General features: G+C 48.7%; 20 protein-coding genes and 1 riboswitch. Of the genes, 12 read left to right on the forward strand and 8 right to left on the reverse strand.

Annotated features, from left to right (window positions below):
* Window positions 1–55: 55 nt before the first annotated feature.
* The 6 genes from ugpB to QL223_RS08210 all read right to left on the reverse strand — a co-directional run bounded on the left by ugpB (window position 56) and on the right by QL223_RS08210 (window position 6,875).
* Complete coding sequence (gene ugpB / locus QL223_RS08185; protein ID WP_281544437.1) at window positions 56–1,360, reverse strand: sn-glycerol-3-phosphate ABC transporter substrate-binding protein UgpB; 1,305 nt, start codon at window positions 1,358–1,360, stop codon at window positions 56–58.
* 332 nt (window positions 1,361–1,692) lie between these two features.
* Entirely contained in the window at window positions 1,693–2,946 is a 1,254-nt protein-coding gene (locus tag QL223_RS08190; RefSeq protein ID WP_281544438.1) for an ABC transporter substrate-binding protein, read from the reverse strand.
* 3 nt (window positions 2,947–2,949) lie between these two features.
* Window positions 2,950–4,392 carry an ATP-binding protein gene (locus QL223_RS08195; protein ID WP_281544439.1) on the reverse strand — a complete coding sequence of 481 codons (1,443 nt, stop codon included), beginning with the start codon at window positions 4,390–4,392 and terminating at the stop codon, window positions 2,950–2,952.
* On the reverse strand, window positions 4,382–5,104 hold the full coding sequence (locus QL223_RS08200) for a response regulator transcription factor (protein WP_165011894.1): 723 nt from the start codon (window positions 5,102–5,104) through the stop codon (window positions 4,382–4,384). Before QL223_RS08200 ends, QL223_RS08195 begins: the two co-directional genes overlap by 11 nt.
* Window positions 5,105–5,274: 170 nt before the next feature.
* On the reverse strand, window positions 5,275–5,373 hold the full coding sequence (locus tag QL223_RS08205) for a MetS family NSS transporter small subunit (protein WP_152442386.1): 99 nt from the start codon (window positions 5,371–5,373) through the stop codon (window positions 5,275–5,277).
* On the reverse strand, window positions 5,370–6,875 hold the full coding sequence (locus QL223_RS08210) for a sodium-dependent transporter (protein ID WP_281544440.1): 1,506 nt from the start codon (window positions 6,873–6,875) through the stop codon (window positions 5,370–5,372). Before QL223_RS08210 ends, QL223_RS08205 begins: the two co-directional genes overlap by 4 nt.
* 923 nt (window positions 6,876–7,798) lie before the next feature.
* On the opposite strand from QL223_RS08210, the gene QL223_RS08215 reads away from it, so the two are divergent.
* From QL223_RS08215 to QL223_RS08245, 7 genes are all read left to right on the forward strand, one after another.
* Window positions 7,799–7,891 carry a YnhF family membrane protein gene (locus QL223_RS08215; protein ID WP_152442387.1) on the forward strand — a complete coding sequence of 31 codons (93 nt, stop codon included), beginning with the start codon at window positions 7,799–7,801 and terminating at the stop codon, window positions 7,889–7,891.
* 85 nt (window positions 7,892–7,976) lie between these two features.
* Window positions 7,977–9,194, forward strand: a complete 1,218-nt coding sequence (locus QL223_RS08220) for a patatin-like phospholipase family protein (protein ID WP_281544441.1) — start codon at window positions 7,977–7,979, stop codon at window positions 9,192–9,194.
* Between the two features lie 35 nt (window positions 9,195–9,229).
* On the forward strand, window positions 9,230–9,787 hold the full coding sequence (locus tag QL223_RS08225; RefSeq protein WP_002540238.1) for a sugar O-acetyltransferase: 558 nt from the start codon (window positions 9,230–9,232) through the stop codon (window positions 9,785–9,787).
* 182 nt (window positions 9,788–9,969) lie between these two features.
* Window positions 9,970–10,569 carry a GTP cyclohydrolase II gene (ribA, locus tag QL223_RS08230; protein WP_002540239.1) on the forward strand — a complete coding sequence of 200 codons (600 nt, stop codon included), beginning with the start codon at window positions 9,970–9,972 and terminating at the stop codon, window positions 10,567–10,569.
* Between the two features lie 316 nt (window positions 10,570–10,885).
* The gene (emrD, locus tag QL223_RS08235; protein ID WP_281544442.1) at window positions 10,886–12,097 is read left to right on the forward strand and encodes a multidrug efflux MFS transporter EmrD; all 1,212 of its coding nucleotides are present in this window, start codon (window positions 10,886–10,888) and stop codon (window positions 12,095–12,097) included.
* Window positions 12,098–12,346: 249 nt separating this feature from the next.
* Window positions 12,347–13,744 (forward strand): peptide MFS transporter, encoded by a 1,398-nt coding sequence (locus tag QL223_RS08240; RefSeq protein WP_281544443.1) that lies wholly within the window; start codon window positions 12,347–12,349, stop codon window positions 13,742–13,744.
* A 349-nt stretch (window positions 13,745–14,093) separates the two neighbouring features.
* Window positions 14,094–14,182: riboswitch (cyclic di-GMP riboswitch) on the forward strand.
* 30 nt (window positions 14,183–14,212) lie between these two features.
* Window positions 14,213–16,885 (forward strand): DUF4114 domain-containing protein, encoded by a 2,673-nt coding sequence (locus QL223_RS08245; RefSeq protein ID WP_002540243.1) that lies wholly within the window; start codon window positions 14,213–14,215, stop codon window positions 16,883–16,885.
* Between the two features lie 55 nt (window positions 16,886–16,940).
* Here the strand turns inward: QL223_RS08245 and QL223_RS08250 are convergent, their stop codons facing one another.
* Together QL223_RS08250 and narQ are read right to left on the reverse strand one after the other, a co-directional pair.
* Window positions 16,941–17,570 (reverse strand): response regulator, encoded by a 630-nt coding sequence (locus QL223_RS08250; RefSeq protein ID WP_002540244.1) that lies wholly within the window; start codon window positions 17,568–17,570, stop codon window positions 16,941–16,943.
* 17 nt (window positions 17,571–17,587) lie between these two features.
* A complete protein-coding gene (gene narQ / locus QL223_RS08255) occupies window positions 17,588–19,291 on the reverse strand; it encodes a nitrate/nitrite two-component system sensor histidine kinase NarQ (RefSeq protein WP_002540245.1) in 1,704 nt (567 codons plus the stop codon).
* Window positions 19,292–19,477: 186 nt separating this feature from the next.
* Here narQ and napF point away from each other — a divergent pair, with 186 nt between their 5' ends.
* From napF to napC, 5 genes are all read left to right on the forward strand, one after another.
* A complete protein-coding gene (gene napF / locus QL223_RS08260) occupies window positions 19,478–19,963 on the forward strand; it encodes a ferredoxin-type protein NapF (protein ID WP_281544444.1) in 486 nt (161 codons plus the stop codon).
* Window positions 19,956–20,231 (forward strand): chaperone NapD, encoded by a 276-nt coding sequence (locus QL223_RS08265; RefSeq protein ID WP_281544445.1) that lies wholly within the window; start codon window positions 19,956–19,958, stop codon window positions 20,229–20,231. The genes napF and QL223_RS08265 overlap by 8 nt, the downstream gene beginning before the upstream one ends.
* On the forward strand, window positions 20,228–22,714 hold the full coding sequence (gene napA / locus QL223_RS08270) for a nitrate reductase catalytic subunit NapA (protein ID WP_281544446.1): 2,487 nt from the start codon (window positions 20,228–20,230) through the stop codon (window positions 22,712–22,714). Before QL223_RS08265 ends, napA begins: the two co-directional genes overlap by 4 nt.
* A gap of 72 nt (window positions 22,715–22,786) precedes the next feature.
* Complete coding sequence (locus QL223_RS08275) at window positions 22,787–23,221, forward strand: nitrate reductase cytochrome c-type subunit (RefSeq protein WP_046307380.1); 435 nt, start codon at window positions 22,787–22,789, stop codon at window positions 23,219–23,221.
* Between the two features lie 6 nt (window positions 23,222–23,227).
* Entirely contained in the window at window positions 23,228–23,827 is a 600-nt protein-coding gene (gene napC / locus QL223_RS08280; protein ID WP_204366355.1) for a cytochrome c-type protein NapC, read from the forward strand.
* The last annotated feature ends 49 nt before the right edge of the window (window positions 23,828–23,876 follow it).

The following is a 23,876-nucleotide window of genomic DNA, read 5'->3' on the forward strand; positions in this document are numbered from 1 at the left end:
CTTATTGTAATTATGTGGATAAGCGAGGGGCTTTCACCCCTCGGTATTACGCGTTTTACTTGTTGGCTTTAGCGAACTTCGCCAGAAGCACGTTACCGCGCTTAACGGCTTTATCCATCGCATCTTGTGCAGAGGCTTCGCCAGACCAAACGTTTTCCAGCTCTTCGTTGATCACGTCACGGATCTGAACAAAGTTACCGAGGCGAATACCCTTGGAAGCAGGCGTCGGCTCAACAGATGTCATCTGAACAATCGCCACATCAGTACCTGGGTTTTCGTTGTAGAAACCTTGTTTCTTACTCAGGTCGTAAGCGGCGTGAGTGATTGGCAGGTAACCTGTGAACTGATGCCAGTCGGCTTGGTTTTCCGCACTGGACATGAATTTGAAGAACTTAGCGACACCGTCGTAGTCTTTCTTGTCATGGCCTTGCAGTACCCACAGAGTTGCACCACCGATGATGGAGTTCTGTGGCATTTTGATCTTAGAGGAGTAGTAAGGCAATGGTGATACGCCAAACTCAAAGTCTTTCACGTTGCCTTTAATGCCCGCGTAAGACGCTGAAGAGTTGATGTACATGGCACACTCACCACTGTAGAAGAGTGGCGCACTGTCAGAACGGCGGCCACCGTATTTAAAGGTGCCGTCTTTTTGCCATTCTGCCAGTTGGGCGATGTGATCAACGAAAATTTTATCGTTGATAAGCAGTTTTGCGTCTGTGCTATCAAAGCCATTGTTGGCAGTTGCGATAGGCGCATTGTGGCGAGCACCGAAGTTCTCGATTTGTGTCCAGGATTGCCAGCCCGTGGTGAAACCACATTTCGCACCGTTTGCCAGCAGCTTATCTGCTACGGCATCCATTTCTTCCCACGTTTTTGGCGGCTCGACACCGGCTTTAGCGAACAGATCTTTGTTGTAGTAAAGCACAGGTGTGGAGCTGTTAAACGGCATGGAAAGCATGTTGCCGTCGCTGTCGGTGTAATAACCGGTTACTGACGCTAGGTAAGCCGAAGGATCGAATTCTGTTTTGGTGTCTTCCATCAATTGGTATACAGGATAGATAGCACCTTTTGCGCCCATCATGGTCGCAGTACCTACCTCAAAAACCTGAACAATTTCCGGTTGCTGCTTTGCGCGGAATGCGGCAACGGCACCTGTCATCGTTTCCGTGTAGTTGCCTTTGTAGACAGGCTTAACAACGTAGTCGCTTTGGCTTGCGTTAAACTTCTCTGCAATCTCGTTCACTTTTTCACCGAGATTGCCACCCATCGCGTGCCACCACTCGATTTCTGTTGCAGCGTAAGATGGGGATGCCAGCAGCAGTGATACAGAGGTGAGTGCTGCTAATTGACCTAGCTTCATGGTTTACTCCTTGTCTGACGAACTTCTATTGCCTTATTTGGCTTTCCATTTCGAAAGTGTGCTCGCTCGTTCGAGCGGGAGGGTAGAGCATATGAGTGCTATGTTACAAATTTGTTATAGCACCGCCGTCATTGTGTGTCTTTAGTCGCAAATAAAATGTGTGATTTCCCGCTAACTTAGAGATCACCGCAAAGAGTAGATAATTGAATTGACAGGATTATTAATTTTCGATGTCGAAAATGCGAATTGTGAGCGAGACGCTCGAATCAACAGATTAGGGGAATTGCGCCCTCAGAGTTGAGGACGCTTAAGTGTTAGGGTAAGAATCAGATTTAGAGTTTATCAGCGAGCACTGCGGCGCGAATATGTCGCATGGTCTCGTCGATATCAACGTTATCGTCATTGAAGAAACGACTGATCACATCGAACAGCGCGAATTGGGAAGCTCGGCCAATGGCCATATTGTGTGACAAACTGGCAACGAGGTTATCAGTTGCAGCAGCACGCAGAAACGCCTGCATGGATTCCTGAGCGCAGAGGTCGAAGTCTTGCATATCAATATCAACGCGGACTGGGATGGAACCTTTACTCAGGTTAAATTCGCGCTGGAACTCTGGCTCAAGGATTAGTCTGGCCAGCATCTTCTGCGACTCTGAGGTCTCAGAGGCCCCATTTTTGAAGAACACAAAGCTGTCGATGTTGAACGAAAATTGGTTGGCGGTTCCCGGTGCAGGAATGCAAAGAAAGTCTTTTCCTGCCTGCTTGTCCGCTGCGAGAAATTCGCCTTTGGCCCAGTCGCCCATCATTTGCATCGCCGCTTTACCGTCAATCACTAAAGACGTGGTGTCGCTCCAATTACGTCCCGGCGAGTCAACGTCAGTGTATTGTTTCATCTTACGGAACACTTGAAGTGTTTCCCGCATTTTGTCACTGGTTAACGCGTCGCTGTCTTGTTCGATAAAGGCTTTGTGAAAATCTTCTGTACCTAAAATAGCGAGTGCAATCAGCTCGAACAAAGTGGCTTCTTGCCAAGGCTCGTTACCCAGCGCGAGCGGAATGTAACCTGCCGCTTTGATCTTCTCCGCAGCGTTGAAAAACTCATCCAGCGTTTTAGGAGGCTCAACGCCCGCTTTCTTTAATACGTCTGCATTGGCCCATAGCCAGTTTACGCGGTGGATATTAAAAGGTACCGCCACATAGTGATCATCGACTTTCAGAAAATCGCTGACACGACGAGGCACTAACTCGTTCCAATGCTGTTCTTTAGCGACATCATCCAGTGTGGCGAGAAAACCCAGTTTTCCCCACTCCTGAATTTCTGGACCTTTGATTTGCGCAGCATCCGGTGGATTACCGGAAAGGGCGCGGATGCGAAGCGTATTGATAGCACTTTCGCCGGCACGCCCCGCAACGGCGAAGTCTGTCCAAACGTGGCCTTCGCGTTTCATCATTTCTTTGAGTGTATCGACGGAGCGTGCTTCGCCGCCACTTGTCCACCAGTGCAGCACTTCGACGTTATTGGTTTCGTTAGCCTGAACAGAGAAAGCGAGGGCTGAGGCAAACAAAAGGGATGGAAAAAATTTCATGAATCAGGTCCTGGGGAATGCGATGTCAATTTGCAGACCGCCTTCCTTGCGGTTGGACAGAATAATTTCACCACCATGTGCGCGAATGATGTTTTTGGCAATACCCAAGCCGAGACCTGTGCCATGTAAATCAGTATGCAAACGGAAATAAGGGTCGAAAACTTTCTTTAGAAAATCTTCAGGGATGCCAGGGCCTTTGTCCATCAGGGTGATATCCAGCGATTTTTCACCATCATGGACATACACCATGACTTCATCACCGTATTTCACACCGTTGTCGATGAGGTTGGTCAGGCAGCGCTTGAATGCAAGAGGTTTACAATAAAACGGGCGTAACTGCTCGCCGGTAATGTTCACGCGAAGGCGTTGCTGGTTGTGAACCTCTGCGATGCTGCCAAGGATTTGGAGCACATCCAACGCCGTGACGTTTTCGTGAATGTCGGTATCTTTTACCGTTTGCAGCGCACCTTTGACCATGATCTCGAGTTCGTCGAGATCTTTGTTGATTTTCACGGCCTGCACTTCGTCATCAATGAGCTCTGCACGAAGACGCAAGCGGGTGATTGGCGTTTTCAAATCGTGGGAAATGGAACCAAACAGCTTTTCCCTGTCGTGCATGTAACGCTGAAGTCGCTTTTGCATCAGGTTAAAGGCGCGGGTCACTGTGGTGATTTCACTGGCGCCTTCTTCCACCAGTTCTGGTTGCTCAATATCGGTACTCAGGCGGTTTGCTGCTCGTGCGAGTCGCTTCAATGGTCGGGTCTGATTGCGTATCAACGTAAAGGTAAAGACCAGCAGCAGGGTGGTGATCGCAAACAGGAAGACGATTTGGTCTGCGTTAATCAGATCGTTTTCCAAGGTGACATAAGGCGCAGGCAAAATGGCGGCAATGTATACCCATTGTCCTTCAGTGAGTTCAATCTGCACGACGAGAATCGGCGGGTTCAAGGGCTCTAAGCTAAGCGTGTGGTGTGCCCAGGACTTCGGAAGATCAGACAGCAACAAGCTGTTGTTCAACACGCGCAAGGTTTCAGGGCGGGAAAAATCCACTTTGATTTGATCAACATTGGGCAATTCTTTTTTTAGCACGCTTTCAATGGTGCTAATCGCCTCGAGTTTTGAGCGTGTATCCGGAATTGGCGTGATGCGAATTTCTTCCGTGTTAAATGACACGAAAAAGCGTGCACCACCCATATTACGGAGTTGGTCCAGCGCGATATGTCGGTATTCGAGCGGCAAAGACTGGAAGAAGGTAGTGGTGGAAGCAAACATCTGCGCCATGCTTTCAGACGCTGATTTCAAACCTTCCACTTCGCGTTCCTTGGACTGGGTGTACCAGAAGAAACTGGCCACACTTTGTGCAAGGATCACCGACAGTACCGTAAGTAACAACGTCCGCGAAAGCAGCGAACGCGGCCAGAAGTAAGATTTTAAGTTAAGACTCATAGGTGATGTCTGCGACAAACATGTAGCCGTTACCACGAACGGTTTTGATGATGGTGGATTGGCGGCCGTTATCTTTCAGTCTTTGGCGCAGTCGACTGACCTGAACATCAATGCCACGTTCTTGAGGTTGTGCGTCTCGGCCACGGGTCGCGTTAGAAATCGCGTTTCTGTCCATCAGGGAGTTGGGGTTTTCAATAAACAGCATCAGCAGGGCAAAATCTGCTGAAGTCATTTCTACTTCCTGACCGGTGACCTGATGATTGAGTCTTTGTGTGACAGGGTCCAAGCGCCACTGTGCGAAACGAATCGCTTTTGGCTTGGACATGGTGGTTTCCTGTAATTGTTGGGTGCGGCGAAGCAGGGCACGGATTCGGGCAACCAATTGTCGGGGGCTGAACGGCTTAGCAATATAGTCATCCGCACCAAGTTCCAGACCAATGATCTGGTCGGTTTCATCGGAAACTGCAGTGAGCATGATGATAGGAACGCTCGAGTCTTGTCGAACATATTTACACAGCGTGAATCCATCATCACCGGGCAACATAATGTCGAGAAGGATGAGGTCCGGGTATTGAACGGCGAGTTTCGCTTTCATTTCCTGCCCGTTTTGCGCGGTCGTGACATCGTATCCCGCTTTGGACAGATACTCTTGAAGCAGTTCGCGGATTTCTAAATCGTCATCCACCACCAGGATCCGCTTCTGATTAACCATGAAAGGTCTTCCCCTTATTCTCGACAAATATCACGTTATTATCTTAGAGAAAATGTCTTGATTCTAGCGAGGCACGCCCAAATTGAGTGGATGGGATCAAACAAATGGTTGATTTGGACAAAAAAAGAACCCCGGCATTGGCCGGGGTTCTGTACTTTTCTGGGTTCGGATTATTTATCCGAGTTCATTGCGCGGCTGATGCAGTATGCTGCGCCGCCCCAGGTAATGCCGAAACCAATCAGCATCATAATGATTGCACCTGTTGTCATGCGTTTGCCTCCTGTGCGTCTTCTGCTGCTGAATCCTTAGCAGGACGAGATACGATATTTACGATGATACCTACGATAACCAGTGCTGCTGTCAGGCCCCAGCCCAGCATCAGCAGGTCGCTTTGCTCGTAGCCGCCGTAACCTTCTTTGAACGTGTTAACCAGGTTAGTACCGACGATCCAAGCCAGCATCAGTGGGCTTACGAAACGTACACACACTTCCAACCAAGCACCTACAGAGAACTCAGAGACTTTGTTCACGTGGTCACGGATGTCAGACACTTTGATCAACCAGCCCAAGATAACCAGCTCAATCAGACAGCTTGCCAGCAGAGCGACGTTATTCATGAAGTAGTCAACCAGATCCAGCAGCAACAGACCGCCGTTGGTTGCAAACGCCATAGAAACAACGAAACCAGTACCACAAACGACAGAGGCTGCGACTTTACGGCTGATGTTCAGCTTGTCGATAATCGCTGACGTCACCGCTTCAATGATTGAAATGTGTGAGCTCAGACCCGCAACAACCAGTGCGAGGAATAATAGTGGACCAATGATGTAAGGTGCTGGTAGCAGGTTGATAGCCTGAGGCAGCGTAATAAACGCCAAACCTACACCGCCACTAACCACTTCAGTGACAGCTTTACCTTGCTCTTGTGCCATGTAGCCCAAGATAGAGAAGATAAGTACACCGGCCAGAATAGAGAAACCACAGTTGATCAGAACGGTCATGAACGCATTGTTCGTGACGTCAGATTTCTTCGGCAGGTAGCTCGAGTAAGCCAGCATGATGGCAAAGCCAACAGACAGTGTGAAGAAGATCTGGCCGTAAGCCGCTGACCAAACTTTCGCGTCAGTCAGTTTGCTGAAATCAGGCGTGAACAGGTAGTTCAGACCTTCAACAGCACCTGGCAGGAACGCAACGCGTGCAATCAGCAACAGAACCATGATGAAGAGTACAGGCATCAAAATCTTGTTTGCGCGCTCGATACCGCCTTTGATGCCGGTAAATACTGCAGCAAAAGTGATCGCCCATGCGATAGTCATAGGAATTGCGATGTGAAGCTGCCAGCTACCCAGATTACTTGGTGAGTTTTCGCCCAGCTTCAGGTATTCGCTGAAGAAGAAGGCGTTAGTGTCTGTACCCCAGCTTTGATCAAATGCAAAACCGACGTAAGACATTGCCCAGCCGATAACCGCGACGTAGTAAACCGCGATAACCGCTGCGATACCTACCTGAAACCAACCCAGCCATTCGAACTTGGTGTTAAGTTTTGAAAAGACAACCGGCGCAGAACCACGAAGCTTATGGCCAAGGCCAAACTCCATGATCATAAATGGGATACCTGCGGTCAGCATGGCGAAGAGGTAAGGAACAAAAAATGCGCCGCCGCCGTTTTCGTAAGCCATATATGGGAAACGCCAGATGTTCCCCAAGCCGATTGCGGAGCCTACTGCCGCGAGGATAAATCCAGCGCGAGAGCCCCAGACTTCTCTAGTCATAACTTCTCCTTGTTGGTGATAACACCCGTCCTTTTATGTACGCAGACAACGTTTTGTTGTGCTGCGCTGTGTTATCAGCGTCGACGTGAACAGATTTGAATGGTTTTGTTACTGCTCTGGAAGCGCTTGGTTGCGGGTGCTGATTCAACCATGTTGTGTTTGGAATTTTTTCCCATCACGATTTGGCAAAATAATCTTCTGCCTGTGAGGTTAAAGGCAGATTAAGCATTGGTTTCAACTAAATCAATAGCGTGAATCTCTTATGATCGTACTGTTTTGATAGTCATCATTCCGCGTAAACGCATACGGATGGTGTGTTTCTGGATGTAAATGACGTATTAATAGTGATATGAACTATTGATGATGTTTCTGTTAGCAGAAAGTTGCGATCTATCTCCCGTGTTTGTTTGAGTGAAAAATGAACAAAAATGCGTATTGGTTCGAATTTGAAGTTTAAACCTTAAAAAGTCGTTAAAACTGCACAAGGTCTTATTGATCACCGATTGGTAATATCAAGGATGACGCGTTTTATCTAAATCTAATTCACTAAAAAATAGGGTTAATTTGCAACTGTTTTCAAAATGATTCCAATAGTTATAGTTAATGGTCTGTTAAATAAAGTGTGGTGGTAAAATGAAGTTTACTGTTCTTTTTTTAGCCAATTGATGGAGTTTAAGTTCAAATTTTTTCAATCCACCCTTGAGGAAGAAGATGTTTCTATGTGTTTGCTAAGTCTCTCGCAAATACAGCGAAAGATTCTGTAGAGGCTTTGTAGGCAGGGGTTTTGCTTTGTGTCACATAATGAAACATTTGCTTCAATGACTTAACGATCTTAGATAGGAAACTGAATATTTGGCCTTGCAGTGATAATCTCCCTACATTATGTATATGTAACGTAAGTGTTATCGTTAAGGGGTCGGAGAATGGACACTAATTTAAAAATCGCGCTGGTTACCGTTTTTTGTGCATTGAGCGGCATCATTACTTTCGCGACTGTAGCTATCGTTTTCTCATAGCGTTCAGTTGTATAAAAACATTGGCTCTTGGCAAGTGAGAAGGCGTAAGATAACGCCTATTCAATGATGACACCGAGAGGTGCTTGTGAAGAGCCCTAAAGACACTGCCTTTTCAGCGTCTTATCCATCCAACAGCGTTTCCGCTACTCCTGTGAATGACCACACCCTTAAACGCAAAAAGCGCATTGCTTTGGTTGCGCAAGGTGGGGGACAGAAAGGCGTCTTCACAGCAGGTGTATTAGACAGTTTTCTCGATGCAGGTTTCGACCCATTTGAAATCTATATTGGTACTTCTGCCGGTGCACTCAACCTCGCTTCTTATATCACCCGTCAACGTGGGTTCGGGCATCATTTCATTACTCAGTACACCACGCACGATCGCTTCTTCAACCTGATGAAGTATGTGCGTCGCCAGCAATTTATGGACTTGGACTGGGCGTTGGAAATGGCAAGCCCAAGCCACCCGGAAGGGCTACGTTTAGAAAATGCACTGATTACCTTGTCTAACCGAAGTGCTTACGCCTGCGCGACGAATACGCACACCCTCGAGCCACAATTCTTCCGTATGTTTGAAGACAACTGGCTTGATGTCATGAAAGCCACTTGTGCGATCCCTATGTTGTATCCCTCAGCGGTGGGCATTAAAGATCAATTCTTTGTTGATGGCGGTGTCACGGGCGCGATTCCCGCAAGAGAAGCGTTCAACCGTGGCGCTGATATTATTGTGGTGATCCGCACTGAGCCTGTTGCTGAAGACAAATCGCCAATGAGTTCTGCTTTTGCAGAAAACTTACGCGGAAGAATGGAAAAGCGGCTTCCTGAATATCTTGCGAGATTGAACATTGAAGATCGCATGGAGAAACTTTCAGAATTCCATGACCAGCTTTCACACCGGTTGGAAGAAATCAGGGAAAGGTATAGGGAAAAGACGCCAGAACCGATTTGGCATCGACTCAAAGACATGATGCCAAAGCACAAAAGCCAGAATGGTGGCCGTTGGCTATTTGGTGGTGATGCGATTTATCGTCTTCATGCTCTGTCTGGCCAGAAGTTGAATGCGGATATGCTGGAAATGCTAACCCGGCATTTTCAAACGTATCAAGAAGCGATTGAATTTATGTCCCATCCTCCCGTCCGGACAGAACTTATTCAACTCGCGCCAAAACAGCCTCTTTCAAGCAGTGCGTTATTGAGTAAGCCTTTCCAACTGGAACACGATTACCAGGATGGTCTCGAAGCGGGACGACATTTCGTTGACCAATATGCAGCGGCGTTCAATGACGTATCATCAGTAACGGGCTAACTTTAAAAAATCACAGTGTTTTCAAGGAAGAAAGATTGACTGAATTTGAAAAGATGCAGCAGGGAATGCCTTATAGTCCCGCAGACCCGGAACTTACTCAATTCCGCTATGCATCCAGACGGCTTTGCCAGCAATTCAACACCATTGACCCGGCAGACGTTGATGCCAATGAAATGGTGATCACTAAGCTGTTTGCCATTCGCGGCAAAGGCGTGGTGGTAGAGGCTCCGTTTACCTGCACCTACGGCATGAACGTCAATGTGGGTAACAACGTGGCCTTTGGTCCAAACTGCACCATCATCGACAGTGGACACGTAGAAATAGGGAACAATGTCCTCGTCGGCCCTGGCGTGGGCATATACACCATTACCCAAAGTCTCCTGCCCTTGGAGGTACTGAATGGTGAGATGGAAATTTCATTGCCTATAATTATCGGCAACAACGTTGTTATTGGTGGCAACAGTGTTATCAAAGCCGGGGTATCGATTGGCGAAGGGGTTGTGGTTGAAGCGGGTTCCGTGGTCGAAGGTGATATCGAACCGTTTTCCGTGGTGTCTGGAAACCCTGCAAGCGTGATACGCCGCCTCCGCTGAGAGGTTGGCAGTCCTGTTAGAGTTCTGATACGATTGCCCGCCACAGCGTTAGAATTGTTATATTATAACAATTGCAGTACGAGTATTTTGATATGTATCCGGCGCTTAACACTAAGCGGCTCAACCCGGATAAACAGGGCAGTACCATTCAGCGAAGCTGAATAAAAAGAGAATTGCAGTCGATGGCAAAAGTTAGAGCAAGAGTTCCATTGAACGTGGGTGTAGGTAGTAAGATCCCTGCAGAGATTCTTTCGTTCGAAGGTTTGGGCTCAGATAAAGAGCACGTCGCTATTATCTTCAAAAGTGCAGATCAGCAGCAGGACGCACCGCTGGTCAGAATGCATTCAGAATGCCTGACAGGCGATGTATTCCATTCCTCTCGCTGTGATTGCGGCGAACAACTGGAAGAAACCATTCAGAAAATGGGTGAAGAAGGCGGGGTCATTCTCTATCTTCGCCAGGAAGGTCGTGGAATTGGTCTATACAACAAGCTGGATGCCTATAAACTGCAAAGCGAAGGCATGAACACTTATGAAGCCAACAATCATCTTGGGTTTCCCGATGATTTGCGTTCCTTTGAAGACGCGGCAGCGATGCTGAAGGCGCTTGATGTTGATACCATCCGCCTTATCACAAACAATCCGAAGAAAATCCGTGAGATTCAGGAGCACGGCATCGAGTTAGAAGATGTCGTTGGTACACAAGCTCATATTAAAGATGGCAATGAAATGTACCTGAAAGCCAAAGTATCACATGGTAAGCATAAGCTGACCATTGATTGATTCCCTGCCGGGTGATGGGTGTAAAAGCAGCGCATTGTCGCTGCTTTTTTGATCTTGAAGATCTATTCTTAGTTGGCGAATAATCAGGCAAACCAATGGTTGCATATAAGCATTAGTAAAACTAATCCTTTCTATGATTTCTTATCGTGCTTGAATGACGTTTAATTAGTTGTTTGAAGCCTCTCACGACACTAAACTCTGCGAAAAATTAGAGGTGGTGGCGTACTATTCAACGAAAGCGTTAAATATCCCTTTTATCGTCCACTTCCTCGCATAAAAGATTCTTAGTGATTATTTGCTTCCGGGAGTGCTGGTGATGTCATCGACAACGCCTTTATCCAAAATTTTACTCATGATTATCATTCTGGCTGCTGTTGGTCAGATGACCCAGACCATGTATGTGCCTTCCATGGCCATGATGGCTGACAGTTTTGCTGTGCCGCCAGCATGGCTGCAAGCTGTCATGGCGTGCTACTTGATCCCTTACGGACTCTCCCAGTTTATCTATGGTCCGCTGTCTGATCGCTTTGGTCGTAAACCCATCATTCTTGTCGGTTTGGCGATTTATCTTGTTGGTACCATCGTGGCACTCATGGCTCCAAGCTTTAGCATTTTCTTGCTGGGTAGCGTGATTCAAGGTGCTGGTATTGGTTGTGGTGGCGCTATGGCGCGTACCCTGACCCGAGACTGTTTTGACGGTAGCCGTCTTCACAAAGCGAACAGTTTGGTCAGCATTGGCCTGATTTTTTCTCCACTGATGGCACCTGTGATTGGGGGCTTACTGAGCACCTATTTTGGCTGGCAGGCGAGTTATGGATTCTTGTTCGTGTTGGCAGCAGTGGTGTACTTGATCATGTCGCTGTATTTTCAGGAAACATTGCCGCCTGAAGCACGTCGCCAAGATTCCGTGTTGAAGAGCTATCACCATGTAATGAGTAACCGCCAGTTTCAGGGTTACTTAATCTGCTTGATAGCGGTTTTCTCTGGTATCTCAGTGTTTGAAGCGGCAGCTGGGGTGCTGTTAGGAAGCACCCTGGGTCTGAGTGCGACGACAGTAAGCCTGTTATTCGTGATGCCTTTACCGGGTTTTATGGCGGGCTCTTGGCTTTCAAGCGTGATCGAGCAGCGAAAGTCATCAGGGAAATCTCTGCTGGTAGGCTCGGTGATCTTGTTAGCGGGCGCGTTGACCGTTGTGATCCCTGGTTATTTTGTCACCGTGACCGTTGAAACCCTGATTGGCGGTGCATTTATTTACTTCATGGGTGCGGGTGTCCTTTTCCCAGCGGCAACCACAGGTGCTATCTCGCCGTTTCCACGTCATGCAGGCACGGCGGGTGCGGTGATGGGCGGGGTTCAAAACATGGGTGCAGGTTTGTTTACCTTGCTGGCGGCACAGATGAACGTGAATGATCAGTTCTCGCTGGGTGCAATTTTGCTGGCTATGGCAGTGGTATCAGGACTGGGCTTGCTGCTGTGTCGTCGCCAGAATATGGCACAGGATACACCAGTGACGGCGCTATCAGACTAGGGCGCTGTAAAGTAGAAAATACAGACGAAATTGATAAAAAGGCAGGAAATCCAACAGGATCTCCTGCCTTTTTCTGATTTAAGCTCTCCTGATAGAGATCAAAGCAAATATGGAAATATTAGATTTGTTTATTTAGTAATTGCGACGAACATCAAATTGGTGCAATGTGTACCGCCTGTAGCGGAGTCATAGAGGAAAAGGAGGACCTGAAACTCCCGCTTTGATAACGATAAAGGCGGTAAACACACAATGAATGCAAGCAGACAGTCTGAGTGGCTGGGTCATCCTCGCGGTCTGTTCCTCCTCTGTGGTACAGAGCTTTGGGAACGCTTCTCCTTTTACGCAATGCGCGCCATTCTGGTGCTTTACCTCACAGATAAAACCATTAACGGCGGTCTCGGATGGACAACACAAGACGCGCTGAATCTCTACGGTATTTACACCGGACTTGTTTACCTGACGCCAGTGCTTGGCGGCTGGATTGCAGATAATTTTCTTGGTCAACGCCGATCCATCATTATTGGTGGCGCACTTATGGCGATTGGACAGTTCACGTTAGCTTTGCCAAACAGCGTGATCGACCCGTTTGAACTGCAGGCTTTTTATGTTGGCCTTGCCTTCCTGATCATCGGTAACGGCCTATTTAAGCCCAACATTTCAACCATGGTGGGACACCTCTATAAAGATGGGGATAACCGTCGCGATGGCGCATTCACCATCTTCTATATGGGTATTAACCTGGGTTCGCTGCTTGCGGGTATTATTGCCGGCACCGCATCTTTGCATTACGGATGGAAAGCTGGCTTCCTTTGCGCGGGTATCGGGATGTTGCTGTCACTGGTTATCCAGTTGCTTTTTGCAAACCGCTATTTGGGCAACATCGGTATTGAACCAGCGGCAAAAGTACATCGTGACAAGAGTGGCAGCCAAGGAAAACAACCGCTGACAAAGATTGAGCGCGATCGCCTGAAAGTGATTGTCGTGATGAGCCTGTTTGTCATCATCTTCTGGGCAGGCTTTGAACAAGCGGGCGGCCTGATGAACATCTATTCGCAGGAATACACCAACCGAATGCTGGGTAGCTTTGAAGTGCCTGCGGCCTGGTTCCAGTCGTTGAACCCAATGTTCATCATCATTCTTGCACCTTTGCTGGCAGTATTCTGGCGTCGACTGGGTGCCAACGAGCCAAGCTCGCCAATCAAATTCGCGATGGCTATGGGCTTTCTGTCGCTGGGCTTTGTCTGCATGGTGGGTGCGGCAATGCAGCAGGGCGGCGATATGTCAGTAAAAGCCTCAATGTGGTGGCTGGTAGGGGCATATTTTTTCCACACGCTGGGTGAGCTGTGTCTGTCTCCAATTGGTCTTTCCCTGATCACTAAACTGGCGCCGCTTCGCCTGATGTCTGTAATGATGGGAACCTGGTTCTGTGCGAACGCAGTGGCTAACTATGTGGCAGGTTTTATTGGCAGCCATGTGGGTGACGCTGGCCCATTGGCTATTTTCGGCGGTATTGCAGCGACATCTGCCATTGCGGGTTTGCTGCTTATCCTATGTTCAAACAAGCTGGTGGACTGGATGCATGGTGCGGAAGGAAACATACAGGATTCTGACATAAGTTTGACAGAAGATGATGCAACCATCGCCTAGTATTTACTAAGTCATTCGTATGTCTGAAAAAGCCATCTTATGATGGCTTTTTTGTATGTGTCCTCTTACAGGCCAGCAAAAACGTCACATACAGCATACGGTATCATACCAATTTCCCTCGACAGTACTGCTTTTTACGTAGTGCTTTTCTAATGCCTGTTCATTTTTTTTTAAACGTAGGCTCATCCCTCGTCCACCCCTAGCCTTATATTCTGACTAATTCCCTTTGCAACGCTTGATGAGTGGTCATCTTTCAGCCAACCTGACTACGCATTTGCAATAGTGGTGCCGATGATTTTGTTGTGCACAAGGCGCCCATTTTTTCATACCTATCAATAGGACAACTATTCGGAGTTAAAGCCAAACCTGTTGTGAAACAGGGACGGAAAGTTACGGGTCTCAGGTTTATGGTGGTACTGAGATGGCTGGACCGCCTCTAAGCTTGGTTAGCTAAAAGAGGGACAGACAATGTCGGATTTTATCGGAACAAATAACGCAGACACCATCAACGGCACACTTGGAGATGATTACATCGAAGGTAGAGACGGCAACGACGTTATCTACGGTGATGTGGGTGATTCAACGGGTACGGGTTATGTTGGTGCTGTTTTTGTCATGGGAGCGGATTTTTCTGCATCCAGCGGTGAGTTTCATACGTTTAACTTTCCACCAACACTCAATTTCTCTGGTTCAACGACAACCGCGACATTTAATGATGACGACGGAAAATTGAACGGCGATGACAACTGTAATGAGTATTCAGATGATTCAACTCAGTCGGTAGAAATTGGTGGCCAAGAGTTCAACGTAAACGTCGACTACCAACTCCAATATTGTGATTCTGCAGGCAACATCTATACCTTCGCAGTGGTTGATATCGATGCGGACAATTCTGGTAATCACTACAACAACGTTGGTGAAAACGGCAAGATCCTGATTCAAACCGATGGCCCAGAAATCACTTCGTCTACTGATCTTACTTTGGTACCTAACTCTTACCAAAACATCAGCAGCCTGGATTACTCTTCTTTCACTTCTCCAGAAACTGTCGATCCAAGCGTTGGTGGTGATGACGTTATCACTGCGGGTAATGGCGATGACACCGTTTATGGCCAAGGCGGTAATGACTACATCGAAGGTGATAACGGCCAGGACGAGATTTACGGCGGTGATGGTGATGACATCATCTACGGAAACACAGCGGCTCCAAACTTCAGCGATGACCCATGCGTCAATGTTTTCCAGATGGGTGCTGATTTCACCATGCCGAATGGTGGTGAGTTCCATACTTTCTGTTTCCCACCAAAGCTGTCTTTCGACGGTGGCTCAACGAAAGTCACTTTCCAGGATGATGATGGTTACCTGAATGGCGATGATTACTGCAATGAGTACTCTGATGACAAATCTCAGACCGTAACCATTGACGGTAATACCTATGCGGTCAATCTGGATTACACCCTGCAGTACTGTGATTCTGAAGGCAACATTTACCAGTTCGCTATTCTGGATGTGGACTTGGATGGCAACGGCCACCACTACAACAACCTGAACGAAAATGGCAACCTGCTGCTGCAATTGAGCGGTCCAGCTATCACAGACATGACTGACCTGTCTCTGGTGCCGAACTCTTACTGCAACATCAGCTACATCGATTACAACAGCATCTCAGAAGACACCACTCAGGTTTCCAACGATGAAGATTACATCGACGGCGGTGCAGGTAACGACACTATCTACGGCCAGTGGGGCGACGATGTTATCTACGGTGGCGAAGGTGATGACGTTATCTACGGCGGTACTTATGGCCATCAAACCATTGAACTGGATCGTGGCCAAGATGGCTACTGGGATATCAGTAGTGGTGACGCTGTCACGCTGGATCTGTCCAGTATCACTTCAAGCGCGTCATACAACAACAGCGTGGGTTACTACGTGTTGGATGAAAATGGCAACGTGCTGAAAGCGGTGATTATGGCGGATAACGCCAAGCTGGATAACGAAGCGCAAGCGATTATCGACGTGGAAGGCGCAGATCGTCTTGGTCTGTTCATCATCCCGGATGGCGACACCAAAGGGTTTAACGAAGGTGAAGTAACACTGAGTTTTGCTAGCGGCAGCCCAGTCTTTGGTCAGGGTAGTCTGTCTGCCGGCGGCTATGTGTCGGAACAAGGTAAAAACGGCGACCGTCAGGATCATGAAATCAACTCGGGCGAGAATTCTTGCTGGGAAGATCTGTGGTGTCTGGGCGACAAAGACTACAATGACGTGGTCATGAAAGTTAACGCGACTCAAGTTATTGAAGAGAGCGACGCTGATACCATCTACGGTGGTGAAGGTAACGACACGATTTTTGGTGGTGACGACGACGACCACATCATGGGTGGCGTTGGTGATGACCTTCTTTACGGTGGCGAAGGCGACGACGTGATTGAAGGTGGTGAAGGTAACGACCAACTGTTTGGTGGTTTGGGCAAAGATACGCTGTTGGGCGGTGCGGGTGATGACCTCCTGCACGGTGGTCCAGGTAACGACGTCACTATCGATGGTGGTGAAGGTGTTGACTCTTATCGTGGTAGCAACGGTGATGATGTGCTCATCTTCGGTCAGGACGACTTTGTTGGTTTGACCACTACTGCCAATGGTGAAGTGATCAACCAGCACATGTACTACGGTGATACCGGCTTCGATACCATGCTGGTCAACGGCGATGCCATTGTTGACTTCACGGGTGTGGCTTATCAGTCAGATTCAAGCGTTACCGGCAACGTGATGGCGCAGATTGAAGCAGTGATTGGTGATGAAGGTAACCAAATTCTGACTATCAATCCAAATGCTATCGAGGCGCAGTCTGACGTACCAGCTGGCGAAGACTTGGGCACACCTGACGATTGGGACGGCTTCATTGCTCACTTGGGCGCTGGTGATGACGTTTTCGACGTATCTGGTGTTCCTTGGAACTTTGTTGAAGACGGTACAGTGAACGCACCGATTTCAGCAGAGATGATCAGCTTGATGGGCCTGACCGATACCCAGGTTGGTGAGTTGAATGCGTACGTGTTCGAGCATGATTACCTGGATCGCACCATCACTATCTGGACAGATGCAGAGACAGTAACCCTTAACGGTAACGATCTGTTCTAAGTTGTACGGTTAAACGGAAAGGGCGGCCTTATGGCCGCCCTTTTTTATTGCAATGTCAGATGCCAGGTTCGTTTTCCAGATACAACACGGTGGCAGCAACACGGGATTCCACCCCCAACTTCTTCAAAAGGTTCTTCAGGTGCACTTTGACTGTCGCTTCTGAGATATACAACGTTTCCGCTATTTGCTTGTTCCTGAGCCCTTTTGCTACCTGATGAAGGATTTGCATCTCGCGTTCAGTCAGTACGCTGAGTGGTGAAGTCTGATCACGACTCTGGTTGAGAAATTGACGAACTTGGTCGCTGTAAGCTTTTTCGCCGGTCATGGCGAGTTTTAGCTGATCGACCAACTCTTCCGGCTCACCGTCTTTGAGAAGGTAACCATCTGCGCCGGCCTGCACAATGGCGTGAATATCGCTGGGGCTATCAGAAACCGTGAGAATAACGATGATAGAAGTACAACCGTCGTTCCTCAGCGCTTTCAGCGTATCGAGACCAGAGAGACCTTTCATGTTGAGATCGAGAATAACAAGATCTGGTTCATTGCGCAGGACTTCGGCAATGGCGTCTGCGCCATTGCTGGCTTCCGAAATAGCAGAAAATTCCGGTTCAAATTTCAGTAGCTGCGAAAGACCCTTTCTCATCAGAGGGTGGTCATCGACCAGCAATACGCTCCATGTTTCCATGTGAAAGTCACTCCGTGTTAGTTAAGGTCAAAGGTCAGTGTGACCTGACACCCCTGGGAAGGTGCCGTAGTAATTTTTAGTTCGCCACCCAGCATCTCCGAACGTTCCTGCATGATATTCAGCCCGTAATGATCAGGCTTTTCTTCCCGCAATGAAAACCCAACGCCATCATCCATGATTTCGACACAGGCTTGATGATTGTGTTGGAAGCAACGCACCTGTATGTGCTGTGCATTGGCATGCTTGATGGCGTTTGAGCACGCCTCACGGATGATTTGAAGTATATGCATCTGGCGCTGCGCATCCATCGACAGCGTATCCATGTCCGCTTTCACCGTCAGTTTTGCATCGGTTTGCCCCTGTAAGGCATCAATCATTTCCCGCAGGGCAAGGCCAAAATCCGCATGTGTTAAAGAGAGTCGGAAGGCGTTCAGAAGCTCACGCAGTTGGTCGTAAGCAATACGCAGTTGCTCACTAATGTCGTCTGCAATCTCTTTGCAGTCTGGTGCATCAACCGCTTTAAGGTGACGTTTCAGTAAACTGGTTTGAATTTTTAAGTAAGACAGGGATTGAGCAATGGAGTCGTGTAGCTCCCGAGCCAAAGTGGCGCGCTCTTCCATCACGGCCAAATGCATCGCCTGTTTCTGGGCGTGATTGTAGTAAACGCCACGGGCGAGAATTGAGGCCAAATTGGCAAGCAGGGCATGGTCAACAAGTGTCTTATCACCTTGCCATCTGAGCGTTCCCAGTTTGTCTCCATCCAGCTCTAGTGGCAGAGCATGCCATTCAAGCCCGGTAGGCGTTCCGGCGGAGAGTTCCCAGTCTGTCTGGTTTTCGTTGTGAGCTTGCAATGCCAGTGCTTCTACCCCGTCAGCTTTCAACGTGATGGCTAAGATTTTCTCGAAGCTCTCCCGCGTAAGGAAGGTGGAAGAAAGTTGGGTTGAACAGTCATAAAGCACATTGAGTGACTGGTTGGCCTTGGTGATCTTTTGGGTTTTGCTCTCAATTTTCTGCTCTAGGTTGCTATATAGGCCTTTTAGTTCGTTAGCCATCAAGGCGAAGCTGTTGGAAAGCACACCCAATTCGTTGTTCTTAACAGGCGGTAATTCGGCATCAAACTCGCGGTTTTGAATCTTCTGGCTGGCTTTCACCAACATGTTGAGAGGATTCACGATATGACGTTGAGTGTAGTGAATCAGAAACAACACCAACGCCAGAATCAGCCCAAGACCAACACTTCCGACCATGGCGAGCACTTGCAGTTTGTTTTCTGAGTGCTGCTGAAGGGCATATACAAAACGGTCGATATCATTCACAAATAAACCGACTTGCTCAACGTAGAAGCCTCTATCTTGGCTCTCCAGCTCTGGGCGGAGTAGAACCCAGCGAGAAATGAGCGAGTTATAACGTTCTCGGATTTCCATGGGCACGGCGAAGTTATCCAGAATAACGAGTTCCGGAGAAAGCAGTGACGCTTCGAAGCTTTCGATATGCTCAGGCAGGCGAGGGGAGTCCAATACGATGTCGTAAGCAATTCGGTAGCTTTGCATTCGCAATGAACCAGAGGTATTGATGGCCGCAGCGTCATTCAGGCTGGAAGCAAAGGTAAAGATTGCAAAACCCGTGATAATCACCGCGAGGAAGAGTATGCCAATAAGAGAACGGGCGACGATAGTGGTAACGGATTGTTTTACAGCTATATCTTTCTTTTGAGCATTCATTTTAAGATTCAAGCGTACGGTTTTGATTTCATAATGTGAGCTATATCAATTCGATAAATTGATCTAGCGCAATACCACCCCCTATATACCCCCTAAGAGGTATATATACACCTCTCATTTCTTCATAACGTGGCCTTAATTAAGAAGTAGCTCATGAAATATGAGCTTTAAGGATTAAGGTCCAAGATGGTCGATACTCGTCGCCGATTCTTTCTGAGAAGCACCGCCAAAGCAAAGGTTCAGCCTTTGCCATGGATTGCTGACCGCGACAATTTCACTGATCAATGTACCCGCTGTGGTGAATGTCACCTCGTGTGTGAGGAACAAGTGATCGTGAATGGCGATGGCGGTTTCCCTTCTATCGATTTCTCAAAAGGCGAATGCACCTTCTGCTATGCCTGCGCTGACCACTGCCCGGAGAAACTATTCCGCTCAGAAAATGAGAAGCCGTGGGAGCAGGTCATCACCATCAAGGATACCTGTCTTACCTACAAAGGCGTGGAATGTCGCAGCTGCAGTGATGTGTGTGATACGCGCGCCATCCGATTCCAACTGACAAAAGGGCAAGTCGCCCAACCTCAATTTAACCTACAGGACTGCTCTGGCTGTGGTGCATGCATCTCGCCTTGTCCTGTCAACGCCATCGCCATGGAGAACACTGGCAATGAATGAATATCACGTAAGCAGTCTGGTGGTTCACGCTGCGGCTGATCAAATAGAAAGCGTTACCTCAGAGATTGAAAAGATCCCCGGCGCGGAAGTGCCAGCTTCCAGTGAAGTTGGAAAGCTGGTCGTGGTGATTGAAGGCGAAAGCCGTGTCGGTTTACTGGATAAATTTGAACAGATTAAAGCGTTGCCTGGCGTACTGGCAGCGACATTGGTTTTTCATCAGGTCGAGGAAGAAGAGCCTGAGAATGCATTGGAAGGAGTGGGACAATGAACCTAACACGACGTAAATTTTTAAAAGCAAACGCCGCTGCTGCGGCTGCAAGCGCAGCAGGCGTGACCTTGCCGGTTTCAATCGCGCAAGCTGCGGGATCTGATGAGCAGGTAAAATGGGATAAAGCGCCTTGCCGATTTTGCGGCACTGGCTGTGGCGTATTAGTAGGCACTCAGAACGGGCGTGTTGTTGCGTCTCAAGGTGACCCGGAAGCCCCGGTTAACCGAGGTTTGAGCTGCGTGAAGGGCTATTTCCTGCCAAAAATCATGTACGGAAGCGACCGTCTGACCCAGCCTTTGCTGCGTAAGAAAGACGGCGTTTACGACAAAGACGGTGAATTCACCCCGGTTAGTTGGGATGAAGCACTGGATTTAATGGCAGACAAGTTCAAAACCGCTATTCAGCAAAACGGCCCAACCACCGTGGGTATGTTTGGCTCAGGTCAGTGGACAGTTTGGGAAGGCTATGCCGCAGCCAAGCTGATGAAAGCGGGCTTCCTTTCTAACAACATTGACCCGAATGCGCGTCACTGCATGGCATCCGCGGTAGTAGGCTTTATGCGTACCTTTGGTATGGATGAGCCAATGGGTTGCTATGACGACATCGAGCAAGCCGATGCGTTCGTGCTTTGGGGCTCAAACATGGCGGAGATGCACCCAATCTTATGGACGCGTCTGGCCGATCGTCGCTTGTCCGCAGATCATGTTAAAGTCGCTGTGCTTTCCACCTATGAACACCGCAGTTTTGAGCTGGCAGACAACGGCATTATCTTCACGCCGCAGACTGATCTGGCCATTCTGAACTTTATCGCCAACTACATTATTAAAAACGATAAAGTCGACAAATCCTTTGTTGAAAAACACGTGAACTTCCGCCAAGGCGCGACCGATATCGGTTATGGCTTACGCCCAACGCACCCATTGGAGAAATCCGCTGCGAACGCCGGCAGTGGTGCATCGGAAGCGATCGACTTTGACACCTTCGCTAAATTTGTTGCTGATTACGACGTGAAGTCGGTTTCTGAGCTTTCAGGTGTGCCGGAAGATCAACTGATCGCACTGGCTGAACTCTATGCCAACCCGGAAACCAAAGTGGTTTCTTACTGGACGATGGGTTTCAACCAGCACACCCGCGGTGTATGGGCAAACAACCTTTGCTACAACATCCACCTGCTAACCGGAAAAATCTCGAAGCCAGGTTGTGGTCCTTTCTCACTTACTGGCCAGCCTTCTGCTTGTGGCACCGCGCGTGAAGTGGGGACCTTTGCTCACCGTCTGCCTGCAGACATGGTGGTGGCGAATCCTAAGCACCGCGCCATGGCTGAGAAAATCTGGAAACTGCCGGAAGGTACCATTCCACCGAAACCGGGCTACCACGCGGTTCTGCAAGATCGCATGCTCAAAGACGGCAAGCTGAATGTTTACTGGGTAATGTGTAACAACAACATGCAGGCAGGCCCGAACATTAACGAAGAGCGCTTGCCGGGCTATCGAGACCCTCGCAACTTCATCATCACGTCTGACCCATACCCAACGGTAACGGCAATGGCGTCTGACCTTATTCTGCCTACGGCAATGTGGGTAGAAAAAGAAGGTGCCTACGGTAACGCAGAGCGTCGTACTCAATTCTGGTACCAGCAAATCAAAGCGCCGGGTGAGGCTAAGTCTGATCTTTGGCAAATTGTTGAGCTGTCTAAACGCATCAAAGTCGGTGAAGTGTGGCCTGCAGATCTGGTCGCGAAAATGCCGGAGTACAAAGACAAGACTCTGTTCGACATCCTGTTTGCTAACGGTCAGGTGAACGAATACAAGCTGGATGAAATCCCAGCTGACCGCCTGAACGACGACGCGCGTGATGCTGGCTTCTACATCCAAAAAGGTTTGTTTGAAGAGTACGCGGCATTTGGCCGAGGCAAAGCACACGACCTTGCACCTTTCGAAACCTACCACCAGGCTCGTGGCCTGCGTTGGCCAGTGTTGGATGGTAAAGAAACCCTGTGGCGCTATGCAGAAGGTCACGATCCGTATGTGAATGCCGGAGAAGGTTTTGCGTTTTACGGCAAACCTGACAAGAAAGCAGTCATCTTCGCACTGCCTTTCGAACCTGCTGCAGAAGAGCCGGATGAAGAATACGACCTGTGGCTGTCAACCGGACGTGTGTTGGAACACTGGCACACAGGCACCATGACCCGCCGCGTCCCTGAGCTCTATAAAGCCTATCCAGATGCCGTGGTTTACATGCACCCGTTGGATGCCAAACGCCGTGGTCTGCGTCGTGGTGATGCGGTGAAAGTGATTTCCCGCCGTGGCGAGGTGGCAACGCATGTTGAAACACGCGGACGAAACCGTGTGCCGGAAGGGCTGGTATTCATGCCGTTCTTCGACGCCGGACAGCTCGTTAACAAGCTGACATTGGATGCAACTGACCCGCTTTCTAAAGAAACCGACTTCAAGAAAGCGGCTGTGAAGATTGTAAAGGCGTAACGACTTATCCGGGCTGTGCTGTGGGAACGCCCCGCAGCACACTGAAAGAATTTGATTCGAAAGGATCCGACAATGAAAAAGAAAATCTCCATTTCCCTGATTGTTGCGGCATTGCTCAGTTCTGTCGCCATCGCTGAAGTCACATCACTACGTGGCAATCAGGAGATAGGCGCAAACAACGAAGTGCCAAAAATCAAAGCGGTACCTAAACATCAGGAACGCTTTGCGCTGAACTATGTTAACCAGCCGCCGATGGTTCCCCATTCGGTCGACGGTTATCAGGTCAACCAATCCAACAACGCGTGTCTGCAGTGCCATGATGTGGATGTTTACCGTAAAACCGGCGCACCGCGTGTCAGTCCAACCCACTTTATGGATCGTGACAACAAGGTGCTGACGGAAGTGTCACCACGCCGTTATTTCTGTCTTCAGTGCCATGTTCCACAAGTGCAGGCTGAAGCGCTGGTTGAGAACGAGTTTGTTCCAGCCGGTAAGTTTGGCCAGTAGGAGGTGATGATGAAACTACCGGGATTCATCACCAAATTCTGGACCTGGTTCAGAACGCCGAGCGGCTTGGCTATCGGCACGGTGCTGACACTGGGCTTTGTTGCGGGGATCATTTTCTGGGGCGGTTTTAATACCGGCATGGAAATGACTAACCGCGAAGAGTTCTGTATCGGCTGTCATGAGATGCAAGACAATGTGTATCAGGAATATGTCGGTACCATTCACTACAGCAACCGAAGCGGTGTAAGGGCGACGTGTCCTGACTGCCACGTGCCTAAAGAATGGGGTCCGAAAATGGTGCGAAAAATCCAAGCGAGTAAGGAGCTTTATGCAAAAGCGTTTGGTATTGTTGATACACCTCAAAAATTTGAAGATCACCGACTGGAAATGGCAACCCGAGAGTGGAACCGAATGAAGGCAAACGACTCTCAAGAATGTAGAAACTGCCACAATTTCGAGTTTATGGATTTCAGCGCCCAGAAATCAGTGGCGGCGAGTGTGCACGACAAGGCGGAAGAAGCAGGGCAGACCTGCATCGACTGTCACAAGGGCATTGCGCACAAGCTGCCAAGGAACCACGACGCGTCAAAAGATTTTCAGTTTTAACTTGCCAACGGGCCAGCGGTCGTTTTTGCTGGCCCCCATTTTTTCCCAA

This window comes from Grimontia sp. SpTr1, from assembly GCF_947387585.1.
GTDB classification, from domain to species: Bacteria; Pseudomonadota; Gammaproteobacteria; order Enterobacterales; family Vibrionaceae; genus Enterovibrio; species Enterovibrio indicus.

Coding starts and splice junctions, on each gene's coding strand:
- ugpB (WP_281544437.1), bottom strand. CDS start 1,360: ATGAAGCTAGGTCAATTAGCAGCACTCACCTCTGTATCACTGCTGCTG.
- QL223_RS08190 (WP_281544438.1), bottom strand. CDS start 2,946: ATGAAATTTTTTCCATCCCTTTTGTTTGCCTCAGCCCTCGCTTTCTCT.
- QL223_RS08195 (WP_281544439.1), bottom strand. CDS start 4,392: ATGAGTCTTAACTTAAAATCTTACTTCTGGCCGCGTTCGCTGCTTTCG.
- QL223_RS08200 (WP_165011894.1), bottom strand. CDS start 5,104: ATGGTTAATCAGAAGCGGATCCTGGTGGTGGATGACGATTTAGAAATC.
- QL223_RS08205 (WP_152442386.1), bottom strand. CDS start 5,373: ATGACAACAGGTGCAATCATTATGATGCTGATTGGTTTCGGCATTACC.
- QL223_RS08210 (WP_281544440.1), bottom strand. CDS start 6,875: ATGACTAGAGAAGTCTGGGGCTCTCGCGCTGGATTTATCCTCGCGGCA.
- QL223_RS08215 (WP_152442387.1), top strand. CDS start 7,799: ATGGACACTAATTTAAAAATCGCGCTGGTTACCGTTTTTTGTGCATTG.
- ribA (WP_002540239.1), top strand. CDS start 9,970: ATGGCAAAAGTTAGAGCAAGAGTTCCATTGAACGTGGGTGTAGGTAGT.
- emrD (WP_281544442.1), top strand. CDS start 10,886: ATGTCATCGACAACGCCTTTATCCAAAATTTTACTCATGATTATCATT.
- QL223_RS08240 (WP_281544443.1), top strand. CDS start 12,347: ATGAATGCAAGCAGACAGTCTGAGTGGCTGGGTCATCCTCGCGGTCTG.
- QL223_RS08245 (WP_002540243.1), top strand. CDS start 14,213: ATGTCGGATTTTATCGGAACAAATAACGCAGACACCATCAACGGCACA.
- QL223_RS08250 (WP_002540244.1), bottom strand. CDS start 17,570: ATGGAAACATGGAGCGTATTGCTGGTCGATGACCACCCTCTGATGAGA.
- narQ (WP_002540245.1), bottom strand. CDS start 19,291: ATGAATGCTCAAAAGAAAGATATAGCTGTAAAACAATCCGTTACCACT.
- napF (WP_281544444.1), top strand. CDS start 19,478: ATGGTCGATACTCGTCGCCGATTCTTTCTGAGAAGCACCGCCAAAGCA.
- QL223_RS08265 (WP_281544445.1), top strand. CDS start 19,956: ATGAATGAATATCACGTAAGCAGTCTGGTGGTTCACGCTGCGGCTGAT.
- napA (WP_281544446.1), top strand. CDS start 20,228: ATGAACCTAACACGACGTAAATTTTTAAAAGCAAACGCCGCTGCTGCG.
- QL223_RS08275 (WP_046307380.1), top strand. CDS start 22,787: ATGAAAAAGAAAATCTCCATTTCCCTGATTGTTGCGGCATTGCTCAGT.
- napC (WP_204366355.1), top strand. CDS start 23,228: ATGATGAAACTACCGGGATTCATCACCAAATTCTGGACCTGGTTCAGA.